17 protein-coding genes are annotated in these 25,004 nt (G+C 54.4%); 12 read left to right on the forward strand and 5 right to left on the reverse strand.

All coding sequences use genetic code 11. The features are described 5' to 3' along the window. Nucleotides 1-36: 36 nt before the first annotated feature. Nucleotides 37-381 (forward strand): zinc ribbon domain-containing protein YjdM, encoded by a 345-nt coding sequence (locus D7Z26_RS17645; protein WP_120978302.1) that lies wholly within the window; start codon nt 37-39, stop codon nt 379-381. A 41-nt stretch (nt 382-422) separates the two neighbouring features. Here D7Z26_RS17645 and D7Z26_RS17650 read toward each other — a convergent pair whose 3' ends face one another. Further along, nucleotides 423-1,376 (reverse strand): alpha/beta hydrolase, encoded by a 954-nt coding sequence (locus D7Z26_RS17650; RefSeq protein ID WP_233567010.1) that lies wholly within the window; start codon nt 1,374-1,376, stop codon nt 423-425. A 244-nt stretch (nt 1,377-1,620) separates the two neighbouring features. On the opposite strand from D7Z26_RS17650, the gene D7Z26_RS17655 reads away from it, so the two are divergent. From D7Z26_RS17655 to D7Z26_RS17670, 4 genes are all read left to right on the forward strand, one after another. After that, nucleotides 1,621-4,650 (forward strand): S-layer homology domain-containing protein, encoded by a 3,030-nt coding sequence (locus D7Z26_RS17655; protein WP_120978303.1) that lies wholly within the window; start codon nt 1,621-1,623, stop codon nt 4,648-4,650. A 144-nt stretch (nt 4,651-4,794) separates the two neighbouring features. Beyond that, nucleotides 4,795-9,873, forward strand: coding sequence for an AAA family ATPase (locus D7Z26_RS17660; RefSeq protein ID WP_120978304.1), 5,079 nt, complete (start codon nt 4,795-4,797; stop codon nt 9,871-9,873). Further along, nucleotides 9,870-10,523: a response regulator transcription factor gene (locus D7Z26_RS17665; RefSeq protein ID WP_120978305.1), complete on the forward strand. Its 654-nt coding sequence runs from the start codon at nt 9,870-9,872 to the stop codon at nt 10,521-10,523. Before D7Z26_RS17660 ends, D7Z26_RS17665 begins: the two co-directional genes overlap by 4 nt. 123 nt (nt 10,524-10,646) lie before the next feature. Beyond that, nucleotides 10,647-11,357: an N-acetylmuramoyl-L-alanine amidase family protein gene (locus D7Z26_RS17670; protein WP_120978306.1), complete on the forward strand. Its 711-nt coding sequence runs from the start codon at nt 10,647-10,649 to the stop codon at nt 11,355-11,357. A gap of 60 nt (nt 11,358-11,417) precedes the next feature. On the opposite strand, the gene D7Z26_RS17675 is transcribed toward D7Z26_RS17670, so the two are convergent. Further along, a complete protein-coding gene (locus D7Z26_RS17675) occupies nt 11,418-12,500 on the reverse strand; it encodes an LLM class flavin-dependent oxidoreductase (RefSeq protein WP_120978307.1) in 1,083 nt (360 codons plus the stop codon). Between the two features lie 182 nt (nt 12,501-12,682). On the opposite strand from D7Z26_RS17675, the gene D7Z26_RS17680 reads away from it, so the two are divergent. From D7Z26_RS17680 to D7Z26_RS17690, 3 genes are all read left to right on the forward strand, one after another. Next, nucleotides 12,683-13,699 carry an SDR family oxidoreductase gene (locus tag D7Z26_RS17680; RefSeq protein WP_120978308.1) on the forward strand — a complete coding sequence of 339 codons (1,017 nt, stop codon included), beginning with the start codon at nt 12,683-12,685 and terminating at the stop codon, nt 13,697-13,699. 69 nt (nt 13,700-13,768) lie between these two features. Then, on the forward strand, nt 13,769-15,421 hold the full coding sequence (locus D7Z26_RS17685) for an FAD-binding dehydrogenase (RefSeq protein WP_120978309.1): 1,653 nt from the start codon (nt 13,769-13,771) through the stop codon (nt 15,419-15,421). A gap of 620 nt (nt 15,422-16,041) precedes the next feature. Next, on the forward strand, nt 16,042-19,665 hold the full coding sequence (locus D7Z26_RS17690) for a X2-like carbohydrate binding domain-containing protein (protein WP_120978460.1): 3,624 nt from the start codon (nt 16,042-16,044) through the stop codon (nt 19,663-19,665). 152 nt (nt 19,666-19,817) lie between these two features. Here the strand turns inward: D7Z26_RS17690 and D7Z26_RS17695 are convergent, their stop codons facing one another. Together D7Z26_RS17695 and D7Z26_RS17700 are read right to left on the reverse strand one after the other, a co-directional pair. Next, nucleotides 19,818-20,693, reverse strand: coding sequence for an AraC family transcriptional regulator (locus D7Z26_RS17695; RefSeq protein WP_120978310.1), 876 nt, complete (start codon nt 20,691-20,693; stop codon nt 19,818-19,820). A 178-nt stretch (nt 20,694-20,871) separates the two neighbouring features. After that, on the reverse strand, nt 20,872-21,498 hold the full coding sequence (locus D7Z26_RS17700) for an FMN-dependent NADH-azoreductase (protein ID WP_120978311.1): 627 nt from the start codon (nt 21,496-21,498) through the stop codon (nt 20,872-20,874). A 717-nt stretch (nt 21,499-22,215) separates the two neighbouring features. On the opposite strand from D7Z26_RS17700, the gene D7Z26_RS17705 reads away from it, so the two are divergent. The 3 genes from D7Z26_RS17705 (at nt 22,216) to D7Z26_RS17715 (ending at nt 23,993) form a co-directional block, all read left to right on the forward strand. Further along, nucleotides 22,216-22,584, forward strand: coding sequence for a DUF4180 domain-containing protein (locus D7Z26_RS17705; RefSeq protein ID WP_120978312.1), 369 nt, complete (start codon nt 22,216-22,218; stop codon nt 22,582-22,584). Nucleotides 22,585-22,721: 137 nt separating this feature from the next. Next, nucleotides 22,722-23,078, forward strand: a complete 357-nt coding sequence (locus D7Z26_RS17710) for a nucleotide excision repair endonuclease (protein WP_120978313.1) — start codon at nt 22,722-22,724, stop codon at nt 23,076-23,078. Nucleotides 23,079-23,105: 27 nt separating this feature from the next. Then, nucleotides 23,106-23,993, forward strand: a complete 888-nt coding sequence (locus tag D7Z26_RS17715) for a sigma-70 family RNA polymerase sigma factor (RefSeq protein ID WP_120978314.1) — start codon at nt 23,106-23,108, stop codon at nt 23,991-23,993. Here D7Z26_RS17715 and D7Z26_RS17720 read toward each other — a convergent pair. Further along, nucleotides 23,987-24,430 (reverse strand): carboxymuconolactone decarboxylase family protein, encoded by a 444-nt coding sequence (locus D7Z26_RS17720; RefSeq protein ID WP_120978315.1) that lies wholly within the window; start codon nt 24,428-24,430, stop codon nt 23,987-23,989. The two genes, D7Z26_RS17715 and D7Z26_RS17720, sit on opposite strands and share 7 nt — an antisense overlap. An 89-nt stretch (nt 24,431-24,519) precedes the next feature. Between D7Z26_RS17720 and D7Z26_RS17725 the strand changes: the two genes are divergently transcribed. Next, the gene (locus tag D7Z26_RS17725; RefSeq protein ID WP_120978316.1) at nt 24,520-24,987 is read left to right on the forward strand and encodes a heme-degrading domain-containing protein; all 468 of its coding nucleotides are present in this window, start codon (nt 24,520-24,522) and stop codon (nt 24,985-24,987) included. Nucleotides 24,988-25,004: the final 17 nt, after the last annotated feature.

Below are 25,004 nucleotides of genomic sequence, written 5' to 3' on the forward strand. Positions count from 1 at the left end.
AGATGAATTTTGTCCAATGATGGAGGATACGAAGTCATGTCTAGTTTACCTAATTGTCCGAAGTGCAACTCTGAATACACTTACGAAGACGGAAGCCAATTCGTCTGTCCGGAATGCGGCCACGAGTGGCATCCGGAATCGGAAGCCGCCGCAAACGGCGAGGATACGAAAATTTACAAAGACGCGAACGGAAACGTACTCAACGACGGGGATTCCGTCACCGTCATTAAAGACCTTAAGGTTAAAGGCAGCTCGTCCGTCGTGAAGGTCGGCACGAAAGTCAAAAATATAAGGTTGGTCGACGAAGATCACGATATCGATTGCAAGATCGATGGTTTTGGCGCCATGAAATTGAAGTCGGAGTTCGTGAAGAAGATATAAATAATCGCCCTCTACCGTCCAAGTAGAGGGCGATTGTATGTTTACTTCACATAATGGCCGATGAATTGGGCGACTTCGCGGTCGTAAGCGGCCGGATCGTTAAATCTGGCGAGGCCGTGTCCCGCGCCGTGCACGACGAACAACTTTTTGTCCGCGGGGCTGCTCGCATACAATTCATGGACCATTCGGGTCGGAACGAACGTATCGGCGTCGCCGTGGATGAAGAGCGTAGGTATGTTCGATTTTTTGACTTGGGCAAGCGCCGAGGCTTCTTGGAAGGAGTACCCTGCCCGGAGCTTCGTGAGCAGGCTGGTCGCCGGAATCATCGGAAATGCCGGCATGCGATACATCCGATTGAGCTGATAGGCGAGCTGATCCTTGACGGAGGTATACCCGCAATCCTCCACGACGGCTTTGACGTTCGAAGGAAGTCTTTCGCCGCTGGCCATCATGACCGTCGCCGCTCCCATGGATACGCCATGGAGAACGATTTGCGTTTCGTCGCCCGTTCGCCGGATAACCTCGTCGATCCATTTCACGTAGTCCTTGCGCTCCGGCCAACCGAATCCGATATATGTTCCGTCGCTTCGGCCATGTCCGCGGGCATCCGGGATCAGCACGTTATAACCGAGGGATTGTTGGTACACTTCGACCAAGCTGGCCATTTGATTGGCTTGCCCGGAGTATCCGTGCGCGAGTATGGCGGTTTTGTTCGTCGGTCGATCGGCAGTCAAGTAGTAAGCGCGCAGCGTGAAACCTTCATCGGATCGGATGCTCCAGTCCGCGAAAACTTGCCTGTTCCACCATGCTTCATTGGCAGCGAAGGGGCTCTCGCTTGCGTTCCCTTGATCGCCGCCCGGATCTATCTCGAGATCGGGATTGCGGCTTAAGAAGCTTTTGTCGGATCGGGCGACCGCGATGTGATAGAAGTACAAGCTCGAGCCCGCGATGGCAATGAATACGAGGACAATAAGGATCGGAATGAACCAATACACGAGCAACAATCCTCTCTGTCGATACTTCCGCCAACGAAGCTGTTTCCACTATTATCATATCCTCGTTACTCATCTTATGCATACGGGTTTTTTGAATCGCCATACGCCCCTATTATTTTACAAATAATTCAATATTGTCATATGACAGAAGTGATGACAACGCTCACTATGTCGAATGATGCCAACTCTTTATAGTGGAGGAGATGAACGCCAATCGAGTAAATGAGAAGAAAAGAGGAACGGTATGAGACATTTAAGAAAAACGGTGACGAGCCTGTTGCTTGTTATCGCATTATTGATCGGAACGGTTGCGAACGCGGCTGCTTTCAGCGACGTAAGCGCGACGAATTGGGCAAGCAAGCAAATTCAAGAGTGGGCGGACAAGGGTCTAGTCAAAGGTTATTCCGACGGTACGTTCAAGCCGAACGGCGCGGTTACGCGCGTCGAATTCATGGCGCTCGTGAACGGGGGCTTCGGCTATACGGAGGAGAAGAATGTTAGCTTCTCCGACGTGAAAGCTGGATCTTGGGCGGAAGGCGTCGTGAAGAAAGCGGTCGCCGCGGGTTACATCGGAGGTTTCCAAGACGGGACGATGAAGCCGGAGCAGCCGATCAGCCGCGCGGAGGCGGCGGTCGTTCTGACGAAGATCGCCAAGCTGGAAGGTAACGTAGCGGGCGCGTCGGCGTTTAAGGATGCCATTCCGGCATGGGCGAAGGCTGCGGTCGGAGCGGTCGCGCTTAAGGGCTACGTGAAAGGCTATGCGGACGGTACGTTCGGCGCAAGCAAGTCGATTACGCGGGCGGAAGCGATCGTCGTGCTCGATCGCGTTCTGAAGGATCAAACGGCACCTAAACCGGCCGAGGCGTGGACGATCGACAAGGCGGGTACGTACGGTCCGACTGAAGGCAAGCAAGCGGTCGCGGGCGACGTCGTCATTACGGCGGCGGGCGTGACGCTGCAGAATGTGACGATCGCCGGCAAGCTGACGATCGCGGAGTCCGTCGGCGAAGGCGACGTGTTCTTGAAAGGCGTTACCGTGAAGGGCGACGCGGTAATTAACGGCGGCGGCGAGAATAGTATCCATGTGGACGATACCGTATTCGTGAACGCTACGGTAAACAAGAAAACGGGTAAAATCCGGATCGTCGTCAGAGGCGGATCCAACATTGCGAACATTACGATCGATTCGAATACGTTGCTTGATCTGGGCGACACGGTAACAGTTGGACAAGCCGTACTGAACGCGGTCGCAAAAGTGATCGGCGCGGGCAAGATCGCGAACGCGATCGTTAATATTAGCGGCGTGAGCTTCGAGACGGCGCCGACGAACGTGAAGACGGCGGACGGAGTTCAAGCTCCGACGATCACTCCGCCCGTAATCGGCGGCGGAGGCGGCGGATCTATTCCCACGCCTGACACGACGCCTCCCGTCATCGCTAGCATTGCCCAAACGATCGCAGTCGGCGGCGCGATCTGGGTGACGAGCAACGAAGCGGCGACGTTGTATCTCGTGCCGGCTGAAGATTTCGACGGGTCGGAAGCGACGACGAACGTGAAGTTGGAGGCGGCCGTTACCGCGGGCAAAGGCTTGAAGGCGCCGGCGACTGCGAATAAGGAATCCAGAATCGTAACGAATGCCGAGACCGAAGCGAACGATTACGTCGTCTACGCGGTGGATGCGGCAGGTAATGTGTCCAATGCTTCGGCGACCATGGAGATCGTCGAGATGCCGGTTGATATGAATAAAATCAATAGCGTAAATGACCTCGTCGACTTGGCGGATTTCGATTCCGATTATATTTTGACCGCGGACATCGATTTTGCCGAATATAACAAAGATCATGCTAATGGATTGGCTCCTCTGGGTAACGAGGATGAACTTGTTTTCAACGGCGATTTCATCGGAAATGGTTTCGTGATTAAGAACTTGAAAATCGTGAGTTCCGATCGGCATGTCGGATTATTCGGACAAACCGGCGGAAATGCACTTTTGTACGATTTACGTTTAACGGCAGCAAACGTCGAGAGCAATTGGGACGAGAATAATTATGGAACAGTCGGAGGCTTAGTCGGCTACAGCAATGGCGGCAATATTCAACTCAGCTCGGTTTCGGGGAGCGTCAAAGGAACGGGGTACGCTTTTGTCGGCGGCCTTGTGGGCGAGAGCTCCGGAAATATCCTAAACAGCAGCACGAATGTCGAAGTGCATAGCGCTAGCGATGCCGGCGGCTTGGCCGGTGACGTGTACGGCGCCATAGAGAACAGCTTTGCTACCGGTAACGTTACAAGTACGGACAGCTATGTCGGCGGCCTTGCAGGTTATACGACAGGCAGCATTAATACAAGCTACGCAACAGGAAGCGTTATCGGCGTGGATTACGTTGGCGGCCTAATCGGATGTGCGGACGATGGGATGATCAGCAATAGCCATGCTTCCGGCACGGTAAATGGAATAGAGAGTGTTGGAGGCCTTGTCGGCGATAATTATGTCTATATTACGGATAGTTATGCCACGGGCAATGTTACGGGAGAGTTTGGGGTTGGCGGTTTTCTCGGCGATAATTATGCATATATTACGAATAGTTATACCGCGGGTAACGTTAAGGGAGAGTTTGGGGTTGGCGGGTTCGTCGGAGAGAACAACGGGATGGTCGCAGGCAGCCACGCTTCCGGTGCGGTAATCGGGCAAACTAATGTAGGCGGATTGATCGGGAAGAACTCGAACACCGTCATGCAAAGTTATGCGATCGGCGCCGTTAACGGAACGGGAGACAACGCAGGCGGATTGGTCGGGTTCAATGATTCATCGATCAGCAACAGTTATGCTACCGGAGACGTAACCGGCAATACGAATGTCGGCGGCTTAACGGGTACCAACCAATCGGTGGTACAATATTCGTACGCTTCCGGCAAAGTAACGGGATTCGATTACGTTGGCGGGTTGGTTGGATTTACCGATAGCGATACGGTTACGATCAATCATAACTATGTGTTCAGTTCAGCGATAGCCGCAACTGCAACCGATGCCCATGTGGGCCGGATCCTCGGCACGACGAGTCAGACGACTTTCGAAGGCAACTACGCTTTGGGAACATACACCGGAGACGAAGCAAATCGGAATAGTAACGGTGCCGATCTGTCGCAAGTAGACGCATGGAAGCGTGCGACGTACTCGGACAATGGATGGTCCATCGATGCCGATAACGAGTGGGCGTACTGGAACATTAACGAAGGCAGTGGTCTTCCGTATTTGTTGCCTTATATTCCACAGTAGCCTTAATAACAATTCGCTAAATACGAGAACCTATCGCCAGTGCGGTAGGTTCTTGTCCTATGATTGAACGCCGATGCTATAATAACGGAAAGACTAGGCACGATGTAAGATCCTACGATTATAGCGACCGGGGAGCACGAATATATGCTGGAATTACCAGGTTATCGTATGAGGGAGAAATTGGGCGGCAACGGAGAGTTCAGCTTATTTCGCTTGATGCGGCTTGAAGACGGGCAAAGCGTCATCGCCAAGACGACGCGAGAGGCGCTTCCGGATCCCCACGCCGTCGCTGCTTTTCGGTACGAGTACGAGAGGATGCGGGAACTGGACGGCAAAGGCGCGATGGAAGCGCTCGATCTTCTCATGTCGGAAGGCCGTCCCGTGCTGCTTATGCGGGATATCGGAGGAAGCACCCTAGCCGAAGCGTTGCGCGGGCGAGTAGGCCGTGCGGATTTGCGTCTGCTGGTCGGCGTTGCAGCTGCGGCCGCGAGAAGCATGACGCAGCTTCATCAAGCGAAGCTGACGCTGAACGAGCTGACGCCGTCACATCTGTTCGCGAACGCGGACACGATGGAAGTCAAGTTCGTCGACATCCGGAAAAGCTCGTCCGAATCCGCGCAAGGACCGCTTTTTTCCATATCCGACGTCATAGATGACGCTTTGCCTTATATTGCCCCGGAGCAGACGGGGAGAACGGGCGTAGAGCCGGATTACCGCTCGGATTTCTACTCGCTTGGCGTCGTGTTATATGAATGGTTCTCGGGTAGCCTGCCGTTCAAGTCGCGCAACGTGCTCGATACCGTTCATCAGCATTTGGCCGCAACGCCTCAACCACTTTATCATCGCGCGCCCGAACTTCCCAGGCTGGTTTCCGATATCGTCGGCAAGTGTTTGGAGAAGTCGCCCGATGCCAGATATGTCAGCGCCTTCGGGATTCATCACGATCTGCAAACCTGCTTCGAACGGTTGCAGGGCTATGGAGTCGTGGAACCTTTCAAACTCGCAAGCCGGGATATTCCGGATCGCTGGACCGTTCCTTCCCGATTGTATGGGCGGGAGTTCGAACAAAACGACCTAAGAGAGGCGTTGCGCAGAGCAGCCGATGGCGCTTCAGAGATCGTATGGGTGATCGGCAGCGGGGGGGTCGGCAAAACTTCGTTCGTCATGGAGACGCTGAGGAGCGAATGGGACGATGCCGGTTTCTTCGCCTCGGGCAAATTCGAGGCGAATCATGCCGTCAGGCCTTATGAGGTATGGATTCAAGCGATCGAGCAATTGGCGGATCAGCTGCTGATGGGAAGCGCGGAACAGGCGGAGGCTTGGAGGCTGGGCATCGAACAAGCGGTCGAAGGTCATGGGCAACTCTTGCTTGATCTCGTTCCGCGCCTTGCCTTGCTCATCGGTCCGCAGCCCTTCCTGCAACCGCTCGCCCCAACGGAGGCCCAGCGTAGGTTTCAGAAGGTATTGACCCGTTTTCTGCAGCAATTCTTGTTAGGGGATCGTCCTATGATCCTGTTCTTCGACGATTTGCAGTGGGCGGACGATGCCTCTATGCAATTTCTTGGATACTTCCTCGAGGATCGCGAGACGAAGCATCTGCTTGTCATCGGCGCTTATCGCGAGGAGGAAGTCCAAGAACATCCGTTGACGGGGTGGGAGTCCATGCATGCCCGGCGAGCAGTAGGAATCAGCGCGATTTCGTTAAGCGCGCTGAAGCTGGACGACCTGAACCGATTACTTCGGGACGCGCTGCGCGACGATGACGCGAAGACGGACGAACTGGCGGAGCACCTTCTTCGTCATACGGAAGGGAATCCTTTTTTGCTTAAACGGTTGCTTCAAGATTTCGTCGTAGACCGGCAAGTCGCTTTCGACGCCGCCAATCGCAATTGGCATTGGAACATGGACGTAATTTACGAGATGAACGTTGCCGATAACGCGGTCGACTATATTTCCGTTAAACTGATGCATCTTCCGGACAACGTCGCATTTGCGCTTGGCTACGCAGCGATACTGGGCGGCCGATTCGATATTAAGATGCTGGCTTTGCTGACCCTTCGGGATAGGGAAGAGCTGCGCCATTCGCTCGATCGATCCGTCCAGGAAGGTTTTCTCCAGTTGCTCGGAGGAGAGAATCGCAAATATCGGTTTAAACACGACCGCATCCGGCAGGCAGCTCTCGCATTGATTGCGGAAGAGGACCGGATAGAGCCTCACTTGCGTATTGGCACGTGGATGGCCGATCGATTGGAGGCCGAAGAAGATGCGGGCATCTTCGAAGCCGTGAACCATCTGAATCAAGCGCGGAAGCTGTTCGAGATGCCGGAACAACGTCTGCAACTGGCGGAGCTTAACGTTCGGGCGGGCATGGCGGCGAAAAGGCAGACGGCTTACGAGACGGCGCTCGGCTACTTGCGCATCGCGACGGAATTAATGGGTCCGGACGGATGGGAGATCGCCTATTCGTTCACGTTCAAGGCGTTTCGCGAGCGAGCGGAGACAGAGTACTTGTGTGCCCAATTCGAAACAGCCGATCGATTGTTCCGATTGACGCTTTCTAAGGCGTCGACGAAATTGGAGCAAGCGTACGTTTACGAGATGATGATTCGGCTTGCTTCTTCCCAGGATCTATATACGGAAGTCATTTCCTTATCCCGCAAAACGCTCGAATTGTTGGACGTGCGGAATCCCTTTTACCCGAACGCCGCGCAGTCCCTGATCCAATGGCTAAGAGTAAGACGGAAAATCAAGAAACATCCCGTTGAAACGATCTCCGGGTTGCCTCCGATGGAAGACGAAGCCCGCAAGCTTGCGATGTCGGTGTTGGGTTATGCGACCAACGCCTGTTTTAACGAAAATAAACGCGGGTGGTTTTCGGCTTCGCTTCTTATGGTCGAGATGACGTTCGACGAAGGCTTGGCCCCGGAATCCGCGCTCGGTTTCGTCGGATACGCGATGTTTCAATACTTCGCCTTCCATAAGCACGAGGACACGTTCAAGTGGGGGGAAATGGCCTGCGAATTGTCGAAGCCTTATCCGCTGGTGCACGTGAAGACGTTAGCCGCATTCTCGATATGCATCGATAGCTGGCGGCGATACGAGCCGGAAATGCTGCAGACGTTCACCGATCGAGCGGGGAAAGTCGGGCTTGAATCGGGGGATTTGTGGCATAGCAATCAGAGCGTACTGTTGAACGGGTTTATGCTGCTGCAATTCGGTTATCCGATGAACGGGATTTACGAGCGGTTGATCGCCCACTCCGGAGACCTTCGAAGAAACCAAAGCAGCTTTCATTGGGCGCAAGCGACCTTATTCGCCGAGCTTCTCGTTCGGCTGACAGGGTACAGGTCGCCGGACGATCCTTATCCGATAGAGAATGTTTTGGGAGAAGATTACATCGATTCGATTCAAGGAGACCCGGCGGGCATGATTCGGGAGCTGATCTGCGTCTGTCGTTATATTCCGGGATATATCTACGGACGATTCGAGGATGCGAAGGAAGCGTTGGCAGAATCCCTGGCAATCATCGAATCGCGCAAGGACACGTTCGAGCATAGCATGCAATACTTGTACGAATCGCTCGTCTGGGCGCAGCTATACGAAGATGCAGGCAAAGAGGAGCGGCGCGTCTACTTAAGGGGCATAAGCAAACGTTTGAAATCTTTAAGCAAATACGCGAAAAGAAGTCCTGAAAATTATTTTCATAAATACGCCATTATCAGAGCGGAGTATTCCCGGTTGAAAAAGAAATACGGCGATGCCGAAAGGTATTACGAGCAGGCGATCGAAGCGGGGCGCAAGTACGGTCATATCCACGACGTGGCTATGGCGGCGGAGTGCTTCGCCAAGTACGCATCGCGTCAAGGCAAGCTGCCGTTAGCGAAGGCTTACATGGCGGAAGCCCGCGACGCGTACGCGAATTGGGGAGCCGCTCCGAAGGTGGCAGAATTGGAGCGCGAATACCCTCATCTGCTGCAGGCGAAGCGGGAGTCGGGACTGGAGCGCGTCGACTATTTATCAGTCGCGTTATCCGCTCAGGCGTTGTCCGGCGAGATAGAGATGGGACCGCTCTTGGATAAGCTACTGCGGATCATGCTTCGCAACGCCGGCGCCGAGTTCGGGGCGATACTGTTCGAGCACGAGGGCGACTGGACGATAGAAGCTCACGGAACCTCGGAAGCGTTGCGGGTAGCCTCCATCCCTGCGGACGAAAAGTCCGGACTCGTTCCTTCCGCGATCATCGGTTACGCGATTCGGACGAGAAACGAAATCTTGCTGGACGACGCGGCTGGCGAAGGCTTGTTCGCTCGGAATCCGCAAGTGCGGAGCAAGGGACTGAAATCCGTGCTGTGTCTTCCGATCCTCTATCAGAAGCAACTTGTTTGCGTGCTTTACTTGGAGAATAAGTTGTCGCCGGGCGTCTTCACGCCGGAAAGACTGGATGTATTGAAGCTTCTGGCTTCCCAGTGCGCGATCTCCATCGCGAACGCGAAGCTATACGCGGGAATCCAATACTTGAAAAACAGCTTGGAGGAGCAAGTCGAGGACCGGACGCGCAGCTTGGAAAGATCGATGAAGGAGACGGCCGCGGCGCTTGCCGAGGTGTCCGTCTACGAGGAACGCAACCGGATCGCCGGAGAAATTCACGATATCGTCGGCCATACGCTCACGTCTACGCTGTTGCAGATCGAAGCGGGCAAACGTCTGTTAAGCAAGGACGCGGAGAGCGCGACCGCGAGACTGAGGGACGCGCAAGATCTCGTCCGTCACGGATTGAACGAAATCCGCGGCTCCATTCACATGTTAAAAGAAGAGAAGTTCACGGACCTCGTGCCGACGTTAAAACAACTGATTAGAGAGACGGAGCACAATACGGGAGTCGTCGTACATGCCGAGATCGGTGAATTGCCCGAACTATCGACGGTACATAAGAAGGCAATCTATTACGCGCTGCAAGAAGGGATGACCAACGGGATTCGCCACGGAAGCGCCACGGTTTTCCGTTTCGTTCTGGCGACTACCGAATCTCTCGTTAGATTCGCGCTCGAAGATAACGGCAAAGGCGCCGAAGACATGAGGATCGGGTTTGGCTTGAACGCGATGAAGGACAGGGCGGAGCAGCTCGGAGGCAGCTTGAACATCCAATCCCGGCCAGGCGAAGGGTGTCTGCTGATCATTGAAATACCATACTCGAAGAGACGGAATGGGGGGAGCGCGGAATGAAATCGCTGAAAATCTTGATAGCCGACGATCAGTTGCTAACGAGGGAAGGCCTTCGCACGATTCTCGATCTGGAAAATGACATTGAAGTCGTCGGCGTGGCTAAGAACGGGGTGGAAGCCTGCGAATTAGCGGAGAAGTTGCAGCCCGGTCTGGTGCTTCTGGATATCCAGATGCCGTTGATGGACGGCATTGCGGCACTGAAACGGATTAAGAGCGCGAGTCCGAACACGTACGTCCTCATGCTGACCACTTTCGTCGAAACGGATTATATCGTCGAAGCGATGGCGAACGGGGCAAGCGGTTATATGTTGAAGGATATGGACGGAGACAAGATGATCGCCTCGATCCGAGACACGGCGGCAGGGCAATTCATTCTTCCCGCTGCAGTCGCGGCCAAGCTGGCGGCTAAGATAAGCAGGGTTTCGGATCAATTCGAACGTATGCACAGAAACGGGCTGGAACCTATTCGCCTGACGGAACGGGAAGAAGAAGTGGCTAGGCTAATCATGAAAGGATTGAACAATAGAGAAATCGCCGAAACCATGCACGTGGCCGAAGGAACCGCGCGTAACTATATCAGCAATCTATACGGCAAGCTCGAGGTCGTAGACCGGGCCCAAGCGATCATTCGTCTTCAGGAATGGGTTTAAACCGCTAATTTCTTCTTCTTGCTTCTTGCTTATGCTCTTTGCTAGCGTGTATTGGAAACAACTTTTATCTAATTTTTATTTGGACCCCATTGTATCTTTATCTTAGGCGATTACAATTACTCTATGAGAAAAAATACTAGAAACCTTACGATCATCATCGCTAGCTTAGCCATAGCCGCCATCCTCTTACACAATAAAGTCGAAGGAGAAGCTTCTACAGGAACGAAAACCATAGAATCGCAGGGGGGGAGGCCGAACCCTTCGATCAGCATCGTCAATACCGCCCAAACGCCGATTTTGCAAGGCAAGACGATCGTTATCGATCCTGGACACGGAGGCAAAGACGTCGGATCCATCGGCAAGGACGATATCTACGAGAAAGACATCACCCTGCCGACCGCGCTGAAACTGAAACAGGAACTGGAGAAAACGGGAGCGACCGTGATCATGACGAGAGAGACGGACGAGAAGCTCCCGCTCGAGCAACGGGTGGATATCGCGAACGCCAATATGGCGGATCTCTTCATCAGCATTCATTTCGACGCTTACAAGGATAGCTCGGTTTCCGGAATGACCACGTATTACTACAAAAAGGAAGACGAGTCGTTAGCGACGCTTATGCACGATCAATTGTTCGGGCAGTCTATGAATGCGAAAGATCGGGGAGTGCATTTCGGAGATTATCAGGTTCTTCGGGATAATGATAGGCCTTCTCTGCTGCTGGAGCTTGGATATATTTCGAACGAACAAGAAGAGAAAAGAATTCGGACGACGGCTTTCCAAGAGCAAGTGTCGAAGGCAATCGTTAAAGGAATCATTGCTTGCCTAACTTAAAGATTGACGGAAATGACAAAAGCGGCTGATAAGGCCGCTTTTGTCTAGTTATTGCTCATCTTACCCTTGGGACTCTAACCGGGCAAGTTCTTTGCGTACGATCGGCGCGACTTTGGTTCCGAGCAGTTCGATCGCGCGCAGCGTTTCCTTGTGAGGGATCGAACTGGCGTCCATGTGCAGGAAGAAGCGGGTGACGCCGAGGTTGCGGCGCAATAGCACGATTTTCTCCGCGACGTATTCGGGATCTCCCGCGTAGAGAGCGCCGCGCAAGCTATTGGATTCGTCGAACATGGCGCGGTCGAACGTGCCCCTCCAGCCACGTTCCCGACCGATGACGGTCGACTGGTGTTGCCAATGCGGGAAGAGAAGATCGGCCGCTTTGCCCGGAATATCGGATACGAACCCATGCGAATGCGTGGCGATCTGCAGCTTGGAGACGTCGTGACCGGCTTTGGCGGCCGCTCTCTTGTACAACTCGACGAGCGGAGCGAATCGCTCCGGCATGCCGCCGATGATCGCGAAGACGACGGGTAGGCCAAGCATCCCTGCACGGACGGCCGACTCCGGGCTTCCGCCGGTGGCGATCCAGACGGGGAGCGGCTCTTGGACGGAACGCGGGTAGATGCCCACATTGTCGATGGCCGGGCGAAGCCCGCCTTTCCAGGAGACTTTCTCGGATTCCCGGATTTTCAGTAGCAGTTCAAGCTTCTCGTCGAACAATTCGTTATAATCGTCCAGGCTATAACCGAACAACGGGAACGATTCGATGAACGAACCTCTGCCCGCCATGATCTCCGCCCGTCCGTTGGATATGCCGTCCAAAGTAGAGAAAGACTGATATACGCGTACCGGATCGTCCGAAGACAGAACCGTAACCGCGCTCGAAAGGCGAATATGCTTCGTCATTGACGCCGCGGCCGCCAGCACGACGGCGGGCGCGGAGCCTGCGAAGTCCGGACGGTGATGTTCGCCGATGCCGTAGACGTCCAGCCCGGCTTGATCGGCCACGACGATTTCTTCGACCGCGTTACGCAGGCGCTCTGCGTGGCTGATCCTTGTGCCCGTTGCCGGGTTCGGGCTCGCCTCCAGGAAAGTGCTGATTCCGATTTCTATATTCGTATTCGTAGTGGTTTGATCGGCCATTCGTTAGCCCCTCCTTTGTTTCTTTCATTTTACTATATTTTTTAGAGTTTCTCAACTTTAGTAAGTTATTTGGATTCGGATATTTTTGAAGTTTGTCATAGGCTAACGCGCGTGCTATCGTATGAACAAGACGAAGAAATAATAGTCCTGCTATTGTCGTCAATCCTATCGGAGGTGCATTTATGAAAGCGCTATTTATCGGGGGTACGGGTACGATCAGCTCGGCGATTACGAGACAGTTGGCGGAACAAGGATGCGACCTTTATTTGCTGAACCGAGGCAAACGCAACGAACGTTTGCCCGAAGGCGTTCGCATCCTTCAAGCGGATATTAACGACGAAGAGCATGTCGCGAAGCTGATCGAGGATATGCACTTCGACGTCGTGGCGGATTTCATCGCTTTCGTGCCGGCGCAGTTGGAACGGGATTACCGTCTCTTCAAGGGCAAGACGAAACAGTTTCTTTTCATCAGTTCGGCTTCGGCTTACCAAACTCCGCTTTCCGATTATCGGATTACGGAGGGCACGCCTTTATCTAATCCTTATTGGGAGTATTCCCGTAACAAGATCGCTTGCGAAGAATATTTGATTAAGCTTTATCGCGAGGAAGGCTTCCCGGTTACGATCGTAAGACCAAGCCACACGTACGACGAACGCTCGATTCCTCTCGGCGTGCACGGCAGCAAGGGGACGTGGCAGGTGGCGAAGCGAATGCTGGCCAATAAACCCGTCATCATTCACGGCGACGGAACTTCTTTGTGGACGATGACGCATAACAGCGACTTCGCCAAAGGATTTATCGGCCTTATGGGCAATATTCACGCGCTCGGCGAAACCGTACATATCACGTCCGACGAGTCGGTGACCTGGAATCAGATTTACGAGATCATCGCGGATGCCCTCGGCGTGAAGCATAATGCCGTGCATGTATCGTCGGCGTTTCTGGCTGCGTGCAGCAAAGAAGATTATCGAGGCGGACTGCTTGGGGATAAGGCAAACTCCGTCGTATTCGACAATTCGAAGCTGAAGAGGCTCGTTCCCGATTTCGTCGCGACCACGCGATTGGACCAAGGGATCAAACAGACGGTGCAATACATTCTCGCGCATCCCGAGCACCAACCGGAGGATCCGGAATTCGATGTTTGGTGCGACAGGGTTATCGACGTTCTGGAGGGTGCCGCTAAGGCCATTAACGGGTAGGGTCACCGGCGGGGTGCGAGAGCGTGATACGATCGCGGGCGGAGCCCAAAAAGGGAGAGGTTGGTTATCGTGGACTTCGATGTCATCGTCGTTGGCGCAGGGCTTGCCGGCCTCGTGGCGACGGCGGAAATCGCCGATGCCGGCAAGAAGGTGCTGCTCTTGGACCAGGAGCCGGAAGCATCCCTCGGGGGTCAAGCGTGGTGGTCGTTCGGAGGTTTATTCCTCGTCGATTCGCCGGAGCAATGTCGGCTTAGAATCAAAGACTCCCTCGAGCTGGCCATGCAAGACTGGTTAGGCGCTGCCGGGTTCGACCGGGAAGACGACGAGGATGCGTGGGGTCGCCGTTGGGCGGAGGCCTATGTGAAGTTCGCGGCCGAAGAGAAGCGCGCCTGGCTGCGGAGCATGGGCGTACGGTTCTTCCCCGTCGTGGGCTGGGCTGAACGGGGCGGCTATTTGGCCGAGGGACACGGGAATTCCGTGCCGAGATTCCACATTGTATGGGGAACCGGCCCGGGGCTGGTCGCTCCGTTCGAGCGGCGCGTCCGGGAACATATAAGCCGGGGCGCGGTCGATTATCGGCCGCGACATCAAGTCGATCGGCTGCTGAGGGAGAGCAATGGGGCGGTCGTCGGCGTAAGTGGCTCCATTCTGGTTCCAAGCGCGGCCGAACGAGGCGAAGCGAGTTCCAGGGAAGCGGTCGGCTCGTTCGAGTTCCGGGCGCAAGCCGTCGTCGTGACGAGCGGCGGCATCGGAGGCAACCACGATCTCGTTCGGGCGAACTGGCCGAGCCGAATGGGGGAGCCTCCCCGGCGTATGTTATCGGGCGTGCCCGCCCACGTCGACGGACGGATGCTGGGCATCGCGGAAGAGGCGGGCGGCAGGCTCGTGAACAAGGACCGGATGTGGCATTATACGGAAGGGCTGAAGAACTGGAATCCCGTTTGGGACAACCACGGCATCCGCATTCTGCCCGGACCGTCATCCGTCTGGCTCGACGCGAAGGGTCAGCGGTTCCCGGCGCCGAACTTCCCCGGCTTCGATACGCTTGGTACGCTGGAAGCGATCCAGCAGTCGGGATATGATTATTCTTGGTTTATTCTGACGCAGAAAATCATCGAACGCGAATTCGCGCTCTCCGGATCGGAGCAGAATCCCGATCTGACCGGCAAGAGCATTCGCAAGGTGCTGGGGAGGGCGACCGCCGGAGCGCCGGGCCCGGTCAAGGCGTTCATGGAGAATGGCGAAGACTTCGTCATCTCCGACAACCTGCCCGACCTTGTGGCAGGGATGAATCGATTATCGGGCGATCATCTGTTGGATCTCGCGCATATCGAGCGGCAGATCAAGGCGAGAGACCGGGAGATGGACAACGCCTTCACGAAAGACCTGCAGATTACGGCGCTGCAGGGAGCGAGGAACTACATCGGCGACAAGCTCATCCGGGTGGCCAAGCCGCATAAGCTGCTCGATCCGAAGAACGGCCCGCTGATCGCCGTCAGACTCAACATCGTCAGCCGCAAGACGCTCGGGGGTTTGCAGACCGATCTGTCCGCGCGAGTGCTGGACGTATCGGGGAATCCCGTTCCCGGCCTCTACGCGGCGGGAGAAGCTTCCGGATTCGGCGGTGGAGGCATGCACGGCTACCGGGCGCTCGAAGGAACTTTCCTCGGTGGGTGCCTCTTTACGGGGCGGGTCGCTGGAAAGGCGATCGCGGAGCTGTGACGTTAACATTAAAGATGAGGCCCATTCAATTGCGAATGGGCCTGCTCGACGTGCGTTCGGCATGGGAGCAGCGGTGCCGACGGAGGAAAACGGTGTGATTGCGGGCGGGCACGGGGCGAAATCGGTTCGAAAACAACCGACGACCGTCTGTCTCTTACAACCGTTTTCGCTCCCGAGCGAAGCGCTTTCCAAGGTACAATGAAAGAACAATCTTCTCCTCCCGCGCTTTCGAAATGGAATACTCCATACCCCCACACAACCGCTTTTCACACTTCGGTTAAGCTGCCTACATCTAATGCCATTCCGTTCCCGTTTAATATCGAATTTAGGATTCCCTACTGTAAGATCGCGAAATCGAATTAGGATTCCTCCAATGCGGATGCGTCATCGTTATTAGGAGCCGGCAAGATGAGTTGAAACGCAGCGGCGCAAGCCCCGAAACGATTGACGATTCGGAGGGGATGCCGCCGTTTTTGCCAAGCCTGCTGAAAGGGGGTGAATTGTAACGTGGTGCAAGGGGAGCAGCAATCAGGGGCTTCTTTCCGCCTTGAATCGGCATTTTATCTGAATATTACAAAGGAGGTTTCATCGTGATTACGAAGTTTATCCGAAAATCGAGCATGGTTATTTTGCTTGCGGCCATTGTCGCGTCTTTCTTCCCAGCCTCGCAAACTAAGGTTCATGCCGCCGGAAGCGAAGCGTACAATTGGAAGAACGTCGTTACGGGAGCCGGCGGAGGTTTTGTGCCGGGAATCATATTTAACCAGACGCAGCCGAATCTGATTTACGCGCGTACCGATATCGGCGGAGCGTACCGTTGGAACCAGGCGACCGGAAGCTGGATTCCGCTCAACGATTCGGTCGGTTGGACGGACTGGAACAAGAACGGTGTCGATGCGCTTGCCACCGATCCGATTGATCCGAACCGTGTGTACATGGCTACGGGCACTTACACGAACGCCTGGGACAACAACGGCCAGATCATGCGTTCCACCGACCAGGGGGCTACCTGGCAGACGACCGCGCTCCCGTTCAAGGTCGGCGGCAACATGCCCGGCAGATCGATGGGCGAGAGACTTATGATCGATCCGAACAAGAATAGTATTCTTTTCTACGGCGCACGCAGCGGCAATGGCCTGTGGAAAAGCACGGACTACGGGGTAACTTGGTCGAAGGTGACGAGTTTCACCAACGTGGGTACGTACATTCAAAATCCGGGCCAAGAGTACGGCAGCGATCCCGTCGGACTCGCTTGGATCACGTTCGACAAGAGCAAAGGAAGTCTGGGCAACGCGACGCAAACGATTTACGTCGGCGTAGCGGATACCGGGAACAGCGTCTTCCGCAGTACGGACGGCGGAGCTACATGGGCGGCCGTTCCGGGACAACCGACCGGGTATTTGCCGCATCACGGCGTACTTTCCTCTACAGGCAAGCTATACATCAGCTATAGCGACGGGGTCGGTCCTTACGACGGCGCCAAGGGCGACGTCTGGAAGCTCGATACCGCAACCGGAACATGGACGAAGATTAGCCCGGTTCCGAGCAGCAGCACGGACGACTACTTCGGTTACGGGGGCCTCGCGGTCGACGCGCAAAATCCGAACACGGTTATGGTTGCGACGCTCAATTCCTGGTGGCCGGATGCCATCATTTTCCGTAGCACGGACGGCGGAACGACGTGGAGCCGAATCTGGGACTGGAACGGTTATCCGAACCGCACGCTGCGGTACACGCAGGATATCTCGGCCGCTCCGTGGTTGACTTTCGGTAAAACGGCCAACCCGCCGATTCCGTCTCCTTTGATCGGTTGGATGATCGGCGACTTGGAGATCGATCCGTTCAATTCGAACCGGATGCTGTACGGAACCGGAGCGACCATATACGGCTCGAACAATTTAACGGCATGGGACACCGGAGGCACGGTGAACATTTCGGTTGCGGCCAAGGGCATCGAAGAAACGGCGGTGCTCGGTCTGATAAGCCCTCCGACGGGGAGCTCTCATCTGATCAGCGCGCTCGGCGACATCTCGGGCTTCCGGCATGAGGATTTGACCAAGGCGCCGACAACCTATCAAACTCAGCCGACTTACGCCTCGACGCAAAGCATCGACTATGCGGAGCTCAATCCGTCGTTTATGGTCCGCATAGGAAGCGCGGATAAGTCCACCGACGCAAACATGAAATCGATCGGACTGTCGAGCGACGGCGGCGCGAATTGGTATATGCCTAGCGCCGAACCATCGAAAGGCACGACGACGGTCGGCAACGGGCAAGTCGCCGTATCGGCGAGCGGGAACTCTATCGTGTGGAGCACCGGCGATATCGGCGTATACTATTCCAAGACTTCCGGCAACTCATGGACCGCGAGCTCGGGCGTACCCGCGAACGCGAAGGTTCTTTCTGACCGGGTCAACCCGAACAAATTTTATGCCTTCTACGCCGGCATCTTCTATATCAGCACGGACGGCGGAGCTACGTTCGCGGCGACGGCGGCGACGGGATTACCGACGAATACCGCGCCCGGCTTACAGCCGAACCAAGCCCAAATCAGCATCAAAGCCGTCCCAGGCATCGAAGGGGACATCTGGTTCGCGGGGGGCAATACGGTCGAAGCGAAATACGGGTTGTGGCATTCCACGAACTCCGGAACGAGCTTCTCGAAACTGACGAACGTGCAGGAAGCGGACTTGATCGGTTTCGGTATGGCCGCGCCGGGAAAAAGTTATCAGGCGCTCTATACGGTAGCGAAGATCGACGGGGTACGCGGCGTGTTCCGCTCCGACGACACGGGAACGACATGGGTAAGGATCAATGACGATCAGCACCAATATGCCAAGATCAATATGGCGATCACCGGCGATCCGCGAATTTACGGACGCGTCTATCTCGGCACGAACGGACGCGGCATTTTGTACGCCGATCCGGTCGCCGCGACGAACAATTCCACGATTAGCCCGACGAGCGCCACGTTCGACAAGAAGACGGCCAATCAGGCCGACATCGCGGTAACGATGACGCTGAACGGCAATACGCTGAGCAATATCAAGAACGGCACGGCAACGCTCGTGTCGGGAACGGATTATACGGTTTCCGGCTCCGTAGTTACGGTCAAGAAAGCTTATTTGGCCGCCCAAGCGGTAGGGACGACGACGCTCGCGTTCAACTTTACCGCGGGATCCGCCGCGAATCTCGCCGTTACCGTCGTCGACACCTCGGTAGCCAATTCCGCGATCAGCCCGACGAGCGCCACGTTTGACAAGAAAACGGCCAATCAGGCCGACATCGCGGTGACGATGACGCTGAACGGCAATACGCTGAGCAGCATCAAGAACGGTACGGCAACGCTAGTATCGGGAACGGATTATACGGTTTCCGGCTCCGTCGTAACGATTAAGAAAGCGTACTTGGCTACCCAAGCAGTCGGGACGACGACGCTCGCGTTTAACTTTAGCGCGGGATCCGCCGCGAGTCTTGCCGTTACCGTCGTCGACACAACGGTAGCCAATTCCACGATTAGTCCGACAAGCGCCACGTTCGACAAGAAGACGGCCAATCAAGCCGACATCGCGGTAACGATGACGCTGAACGGCAATACGCTGAGCAACATCAAGAACGGTACGGCAACGCTGGTATCGGGAACGGATTATACGGTTTCCGGCTCCGTCGTAACGATTAAGAAAGCCTATTTGGCCGCCCGAGCGGTCGGGACGACGACGCTTGCGTTCAACTTTAGCGCGGGATCCGCCGCGAATCTCGCCGTTACCGTCGTCGACACGACCGGAACGGCAAGCAGCTTGAAGGTCCAAATGTACAACGGCTCGACGGCCGCTTCGTCGAACACGCTTAATCCGCAGTTCAAGTTGGTTAATACCGGAACTTCCGCCATTACGCTGTCGAACGTGAAGCTTAGATACTATTACACGATCGACGGTGTACAAGCGCAGAGCTTCTGGTGCGACTGGTCGACTGTCGGCAGCACCAATGTCACCGGATCCTTCATTGGGATGACGACTCCGAAAACGGGGGCGGACTATTATCTGGAAATCGGCTTCACAAGCGGAGCGGGTTCCTTGGCAGCGGGTCAAAGCATCGAGATCCAAACCCGGTCCTCGAAATCGGACTGGACGAATTACACGCAAACGGGCGACTATTCCTTCGATTCTACCGATACGAGCTACGTCGACTGGACGAAGGCTCCCGCATATCTGTCGGGAAGTTTGGCTTGGGGCGTTGAACCGTAATCGTTAAGCAAGAGGCATAAGCACAAGAGGGCTTTCCCTACGTCATCGCCGATGACGGGGAAAGCCCTCTTGCGCTGGGGCGGTAAGGAAGGGAGTAGTAGATCTGGATGTCGGTTATCGGCACACAACCCAGAACAACATCATACCCGACTTCATTTTTTCACGATCGGAATCCATACTTCGCAACGGTAGTCTTCCGCGGTCGTATCTCCGTCCGGAGGGTACACTTCCATCTCCGGCCCGCCGGAGTGTTCGTATCCCGTGGCGGGGAACCATTCTTGGAAGATGCGTGCGAATAAGCTCTGGATGGCGCCGGGCATCGGCCCGACGGAGGCGAAGATCGCCCACGTGGAGGCAGGAATCGTCCTTAACGCGAATCCTTCCGGAGCCTCGGCTTGATCGGCGGCGGCATCGACCGCGATCATGTAGGAGAAGTCCTCGTGATTAGGTTTCATGTCCAAGCAGATTCCGTACATGTTCTCCCCGGAGGCGATAGCCCCCAGCTTGGCGGCGGTTCCGTCTTGATGGCATTGTTGCCAGAAGAGGGGAATGCGGCGCATGTTTTCCCCGTCCCTGCAAGTCGTCTCCAATATTGAACCGACGACCTTAAAAGCTTCTTTTTCCACGATGCGATAATCCATGTCTTTGTCTCCCTTCAATGATAGGTGGAAGGAAAGGCGGGGGAACGCTTTGAGGTTTGCTCCCGGCTGACGGGCTTCGGACGGCGCCAGACCGTGAATCTTGCGGAATGCCTTGGAGAACGATTCCGGAGAATCGTAGCCGTATTTCAGCGCCACGTCGACCACTTTAGCGGAAGTGGAAGCGAGCTCTTGGGCCGCCAAGGTTAATTTGCGTTTCCGCGTATACTCGGCCACGGTCATCCCGGTCAACATATGGAACATCCGTTGAAAATGGAAAGGGGAAGAGTAAGCCGCTTTCGCGATTTCCTCGACATCCAGACGCTGCTCCATTTTCTCCTCCATAAGATCGAGCGCATCCCGCATTCTGATGAACCACTCCACCCGCATCGCCTCCCTTTGCATAACCATCGTATCATCGATCCCTAGGGTAATCCTGTCATTGTCTGCTCTCTTCGGACAGGTCGTGACGTTAATTGAATTATACAAGGAATGCGTAAACGAACAAACCCCTCCAAGTCGCGACTCGGAGGGGTTTGCTATAGGCTTTCTCAAGTACGGGAACGGATTAGAATCCGGAAGCTACTTTAGCCGCTTCGGCCAAGCCGGCTTCGACGATTGCTTGCGAACGATCCGGGAATTGGTTGTGGCCTTCTACGACGACCGTCTCCACATCTTTGATGCCCCAGAAGCCGAGCGTGTTGCGCACGTAGTTGAGGGACATTTCGAGTTGTGCCATCGGTCCTTCGGAATAGACTCCGCCGCGAGCGTTAAGAAGCGCGACTTTTTTGCCGCCTAATAGTCCAACCGGGCCTTGCGCCGTGTAAGAGAATGTTTTGCCGGCTTGGTTCAGGTAGAACAGGTAAGTGAGCAGTTGAGCAGGAATCGTGAAGTTCCAGAGCGGGAACGCGAGCACGACTTTGTCGGCCGCCAGGAATTGATCCAAATATCCGTTGGCGAGGTTCGCCGCTTTTTGCTCTTCGGCTGTCAACTCGAATCCTTTGGACAGCTTGAACAGTCCGCCCATCATGTCGTTATCGTAGTATGGCAGATCCGCTTCGAAAAGATTCAGCTCGGTAATCTGGTCGTTCGGATTGCTTTCGCGGTATGCTTGAACGAAAGTATCATATAGTTTCACGCTAACGGATTGATCGGACGGACGGTTATTGGCTTTAACGAATAATACATTTGCCATGGGGTAATTCCTCCTGTTGTTTGGAAAATAGGTTGTCGCGATTACTGTGTAACTTCGATCACAGTATACACCCGTCCAAACAACTGAGTCAATGTCAGTTACTTACTTTTTTACTGCAGAATATCCTGACTCCAATAGGTCTTGGAGTGGCCCCGCACCCGCACCCCGCAAAAAACTAACTAGTATTTATCATCTTCAAGGGTCAACGACCTGCAAATACTACAGGTTGATCTCGTAAAACTAGCCTATCTCATCAAACAGCCTGCAAAAAGTACAGTAGGAATTCGAGTTTTGGATGAGAAATGGTGATTGTGCCTACATAAACAGTAGTAAATGCAGGTTGTTCGAAGGAATAGTTAGTATTGGAGTAAACAAGCTGTAGTAAATGCAGGTGGTGGGGGAGAAAAGGCAGCATTTTGCCACAAACACTCCCCTTAAAGCAGGCAGTACCTAAGAAGCCCAAGCCAGCTTCAGCATTCGCGATATTCCTTCGGAATCTCGAGCTGGAAATGACTATTCGGAGTTCACAATCCGGTGAAATCAGTTTATGCTCGAATAGTAGCGCATCGCATGAAGGACAGCGATGATCACGGTAAATACGAAGCCTATTTGGTACGGGATCGCTTAGGATGACCCAGCAAGCGGACTTAAGCCATATGGAAGCGTAAGTCGACCGTGGGCCGCAGAACAAAAAGGAAAGGCAAGGTGTAGCGGACAATGAATATCGCAGTAGATCAACGGGGACAATCCAAGGTGGCCGTCATCGAAAGCCCGGACATCGTCATTGGTGACGTTCAAGAGGCGCTGGATTTGATGGCAACCGTCAACTATGCCGAAGGATGCCATAAAATCCTGCTTAACAAAGCCAATTTGGCGGAGGATTTCTTCGATCTTAGAACGGGACTCGCGGGCGAGATTCTGCAGAAATATACGAATTATCGCGTAATCATCGCGATCGTCGGCGACTTCAGCGGGTATGGGAGCAAGAGTCTGAAGGATTTTATCTACGAGTGCAACCAGGGGAAACAAGTATTCTTCCTGCCGGATAATGCAACTGCGTTGCAAGCTCTTCACGGTCTTGAATAATCCGTAATTGCTAAGGGCAATCTCCGGCCACGGGGGTTGCCCTTAAGCTATGTTCGTAAGGTTTGCATAGGGTTTGCATATTCCTACGGACTATAATATGGTGGAGATGACTGTATCTAAAGAGGAAGTGAACCTTAATGATCAATATTACGATTCCGACGCCGGACGTCTCCATTACCAAGAAGGTTGCGCCGCAAGAAAGCCACATTTACGGGTTTACCGAATTCCACTTGATCACGAGAGAGCTCGGCGGAATTTATATGTTTTACAACGCCAAGGGCGAATGCCTGTTCGTCGGCAAAGCGCGCAAGCTCAGACCGCGAATCAAGAAACATTTTGAGGATTCCGTATCGCCGATCAAGGAACATCGAGACGAAGTCGCCAAGATCGAAGTGTGCGTCGTCGAAGATCCTGTACATAGAGAGATCTACGAAACTTATATCATTAACGAGCTTAGGGCGAAATACAACGTGGAAAAAGTATTGTACAAGTAAGAGGACGAACCGATTCGAGGTCATAAGATGCTGCTGGATCAAACGTATGAACAATACAAATCGATGTTGTTCGGACTTGCTTACCGGATGCTCGGAAGCGTGGCGGACGCGGAGGATATCGTTCAGGACGTATTCGCGCGTTATATCGAGGTGGACCGGGACGGTATCGCAAGCGAAAAAGCATATTTGACGAAAATGACAGCCAATCGCTGCCTTAACCTGCTGCAATCTTCCGCTCGCCAACGGGAGCAGTACGTGGGACCTTGGCTTCCCGAGCCTTTACCGGAAGACGGCCTAAGCGGATTCGCCGATCCGGCCGAACGCAGGGAGAACATCGGATACGCGTATCTCGTGCTGCTGCAGGAACTGTCTCCATTGGAACGGGCGATCTACATTTTGAAGGAAACCTTAGGATTCGACTACCGGGGCATTGCGGACATGTTGGACAAGACGGAGATCAGTTGCCGTAAAACGTTCAGCAGAGCGAAGATGAAAGTAGATCAAGCGTCTCCTGGGCAGGAACGCGACCAACCCGAAGGGCAAGAGGGGGATGCGCGCGAGAAGTTCGTCGATGCGTTCCTTCGCGCTTCGGATACGGGGAACTTCAAGCCGCTGGTCGCCTTTCTTCTTGACGAGGTTATTCTCCTGTCTGATGGAGGAGGCAAAGTTCGCGCCGCGCTTAATCCGATAATCGGAATCGAAAGGGTTCAGGCGTTTTTCGAGGGACTGGCCGCCAAAGGTACATTCAAAGACGGCTTCAAGCGGATCGTCCTCAACGGGGAACTTGGCTTGCTTCTGGAGAGAGATGGGCGCAATGTTCTCGCATTGTGCGCGGAGCGGGAGCCGGGAGGCCCCCGCATTCGGCGCATCTACATCGTGCTCAATCCGGATAAGCTGGAACGCTTCAATCAATAGCAGCCCGGGAACATACCCATCGACAGGCTAATGCGATTCCAAGAATTAATCACGTTGATCGCCATGATGAGATCGACATACTGCTTCTCGTCAAAATGCTTGCGCACGCGCTCGTACACTTCGATGGGGATGCCGGCTTCCGACAGCTTCGTGGCGTATTCCGTCAACTCCAAGACGGCGCGCTCCTCATCGGAGTAGGTCGGGACTTCCCGCCATGCGGGCAGGAGAACGATCCGGTCCATGCTCTCGCCCATCTGGATCAGATCCTTGGAATGCATGTCGATGCAATAAGCGCAACCGTTGATTTGCGAAGCGCGGAGCTTGATCCATTCGTATATTTTGCGATCGATTCCGCTTTTCCCCATAAACTGTTCTAGCCCCAGCATCGCCTTCAAAGCATCGGGATTGGCTCCTCGGTAATCCATTCTTAATTTCATATTCAATCGCTCCTTTTAGGTTTGTAGTCCGTTTCATAGGATTAGACAATCGAAGGCATCTTATTGTGACATTGGGAAGGGGAATCGCTATGAACGACTTGATGAAAACCTTGCTAGCCCAGGAAGAGGAGCTTCAATTCGATTCTTTTACGAACGAGGACGCGCTTGAATTAGGCCTTATTATCTGCCGGATCGCCCAAGAGGAAATCGGCAAGGGGATCGCCGTGCACATCGAGAACGACGAGCACCCTTTGTTTACGCACTACATGAAGGGCACCTCGCAAGGCAACATTTACTGGGTAAACACGAAGAAAAACGTCGTGAACCATTACGGGAATAGTTCTCTGTACGTCGGAGAGATGTATAAGAATCAAGGGACGACTTTCAAGGACGGTTCCGGTCTGCCACTGGACGACTATCAGGGGGAAGGCGGCTCTTTTCCGATTCGCGTACGCGGACAAGGGAAGGTTGGGACGGTTACCGTCTCGGGCTTGACCGGGGAAGAGGATCATCAAGTGGCGGTGGACGGACTTAGAAAGCTGCTGGCGAACAAATAGATAGCGGGTAGGAAGGA

Origin of the sequence: Cohnella endophytica, from assembly GCF_003628305.1 — a bacterium.
Lineage (GTDB): Bacteria > Bacillota > Bacilli > Paenibacillales > Paenibacillaceae > Cohnella > Cohnella endophytica.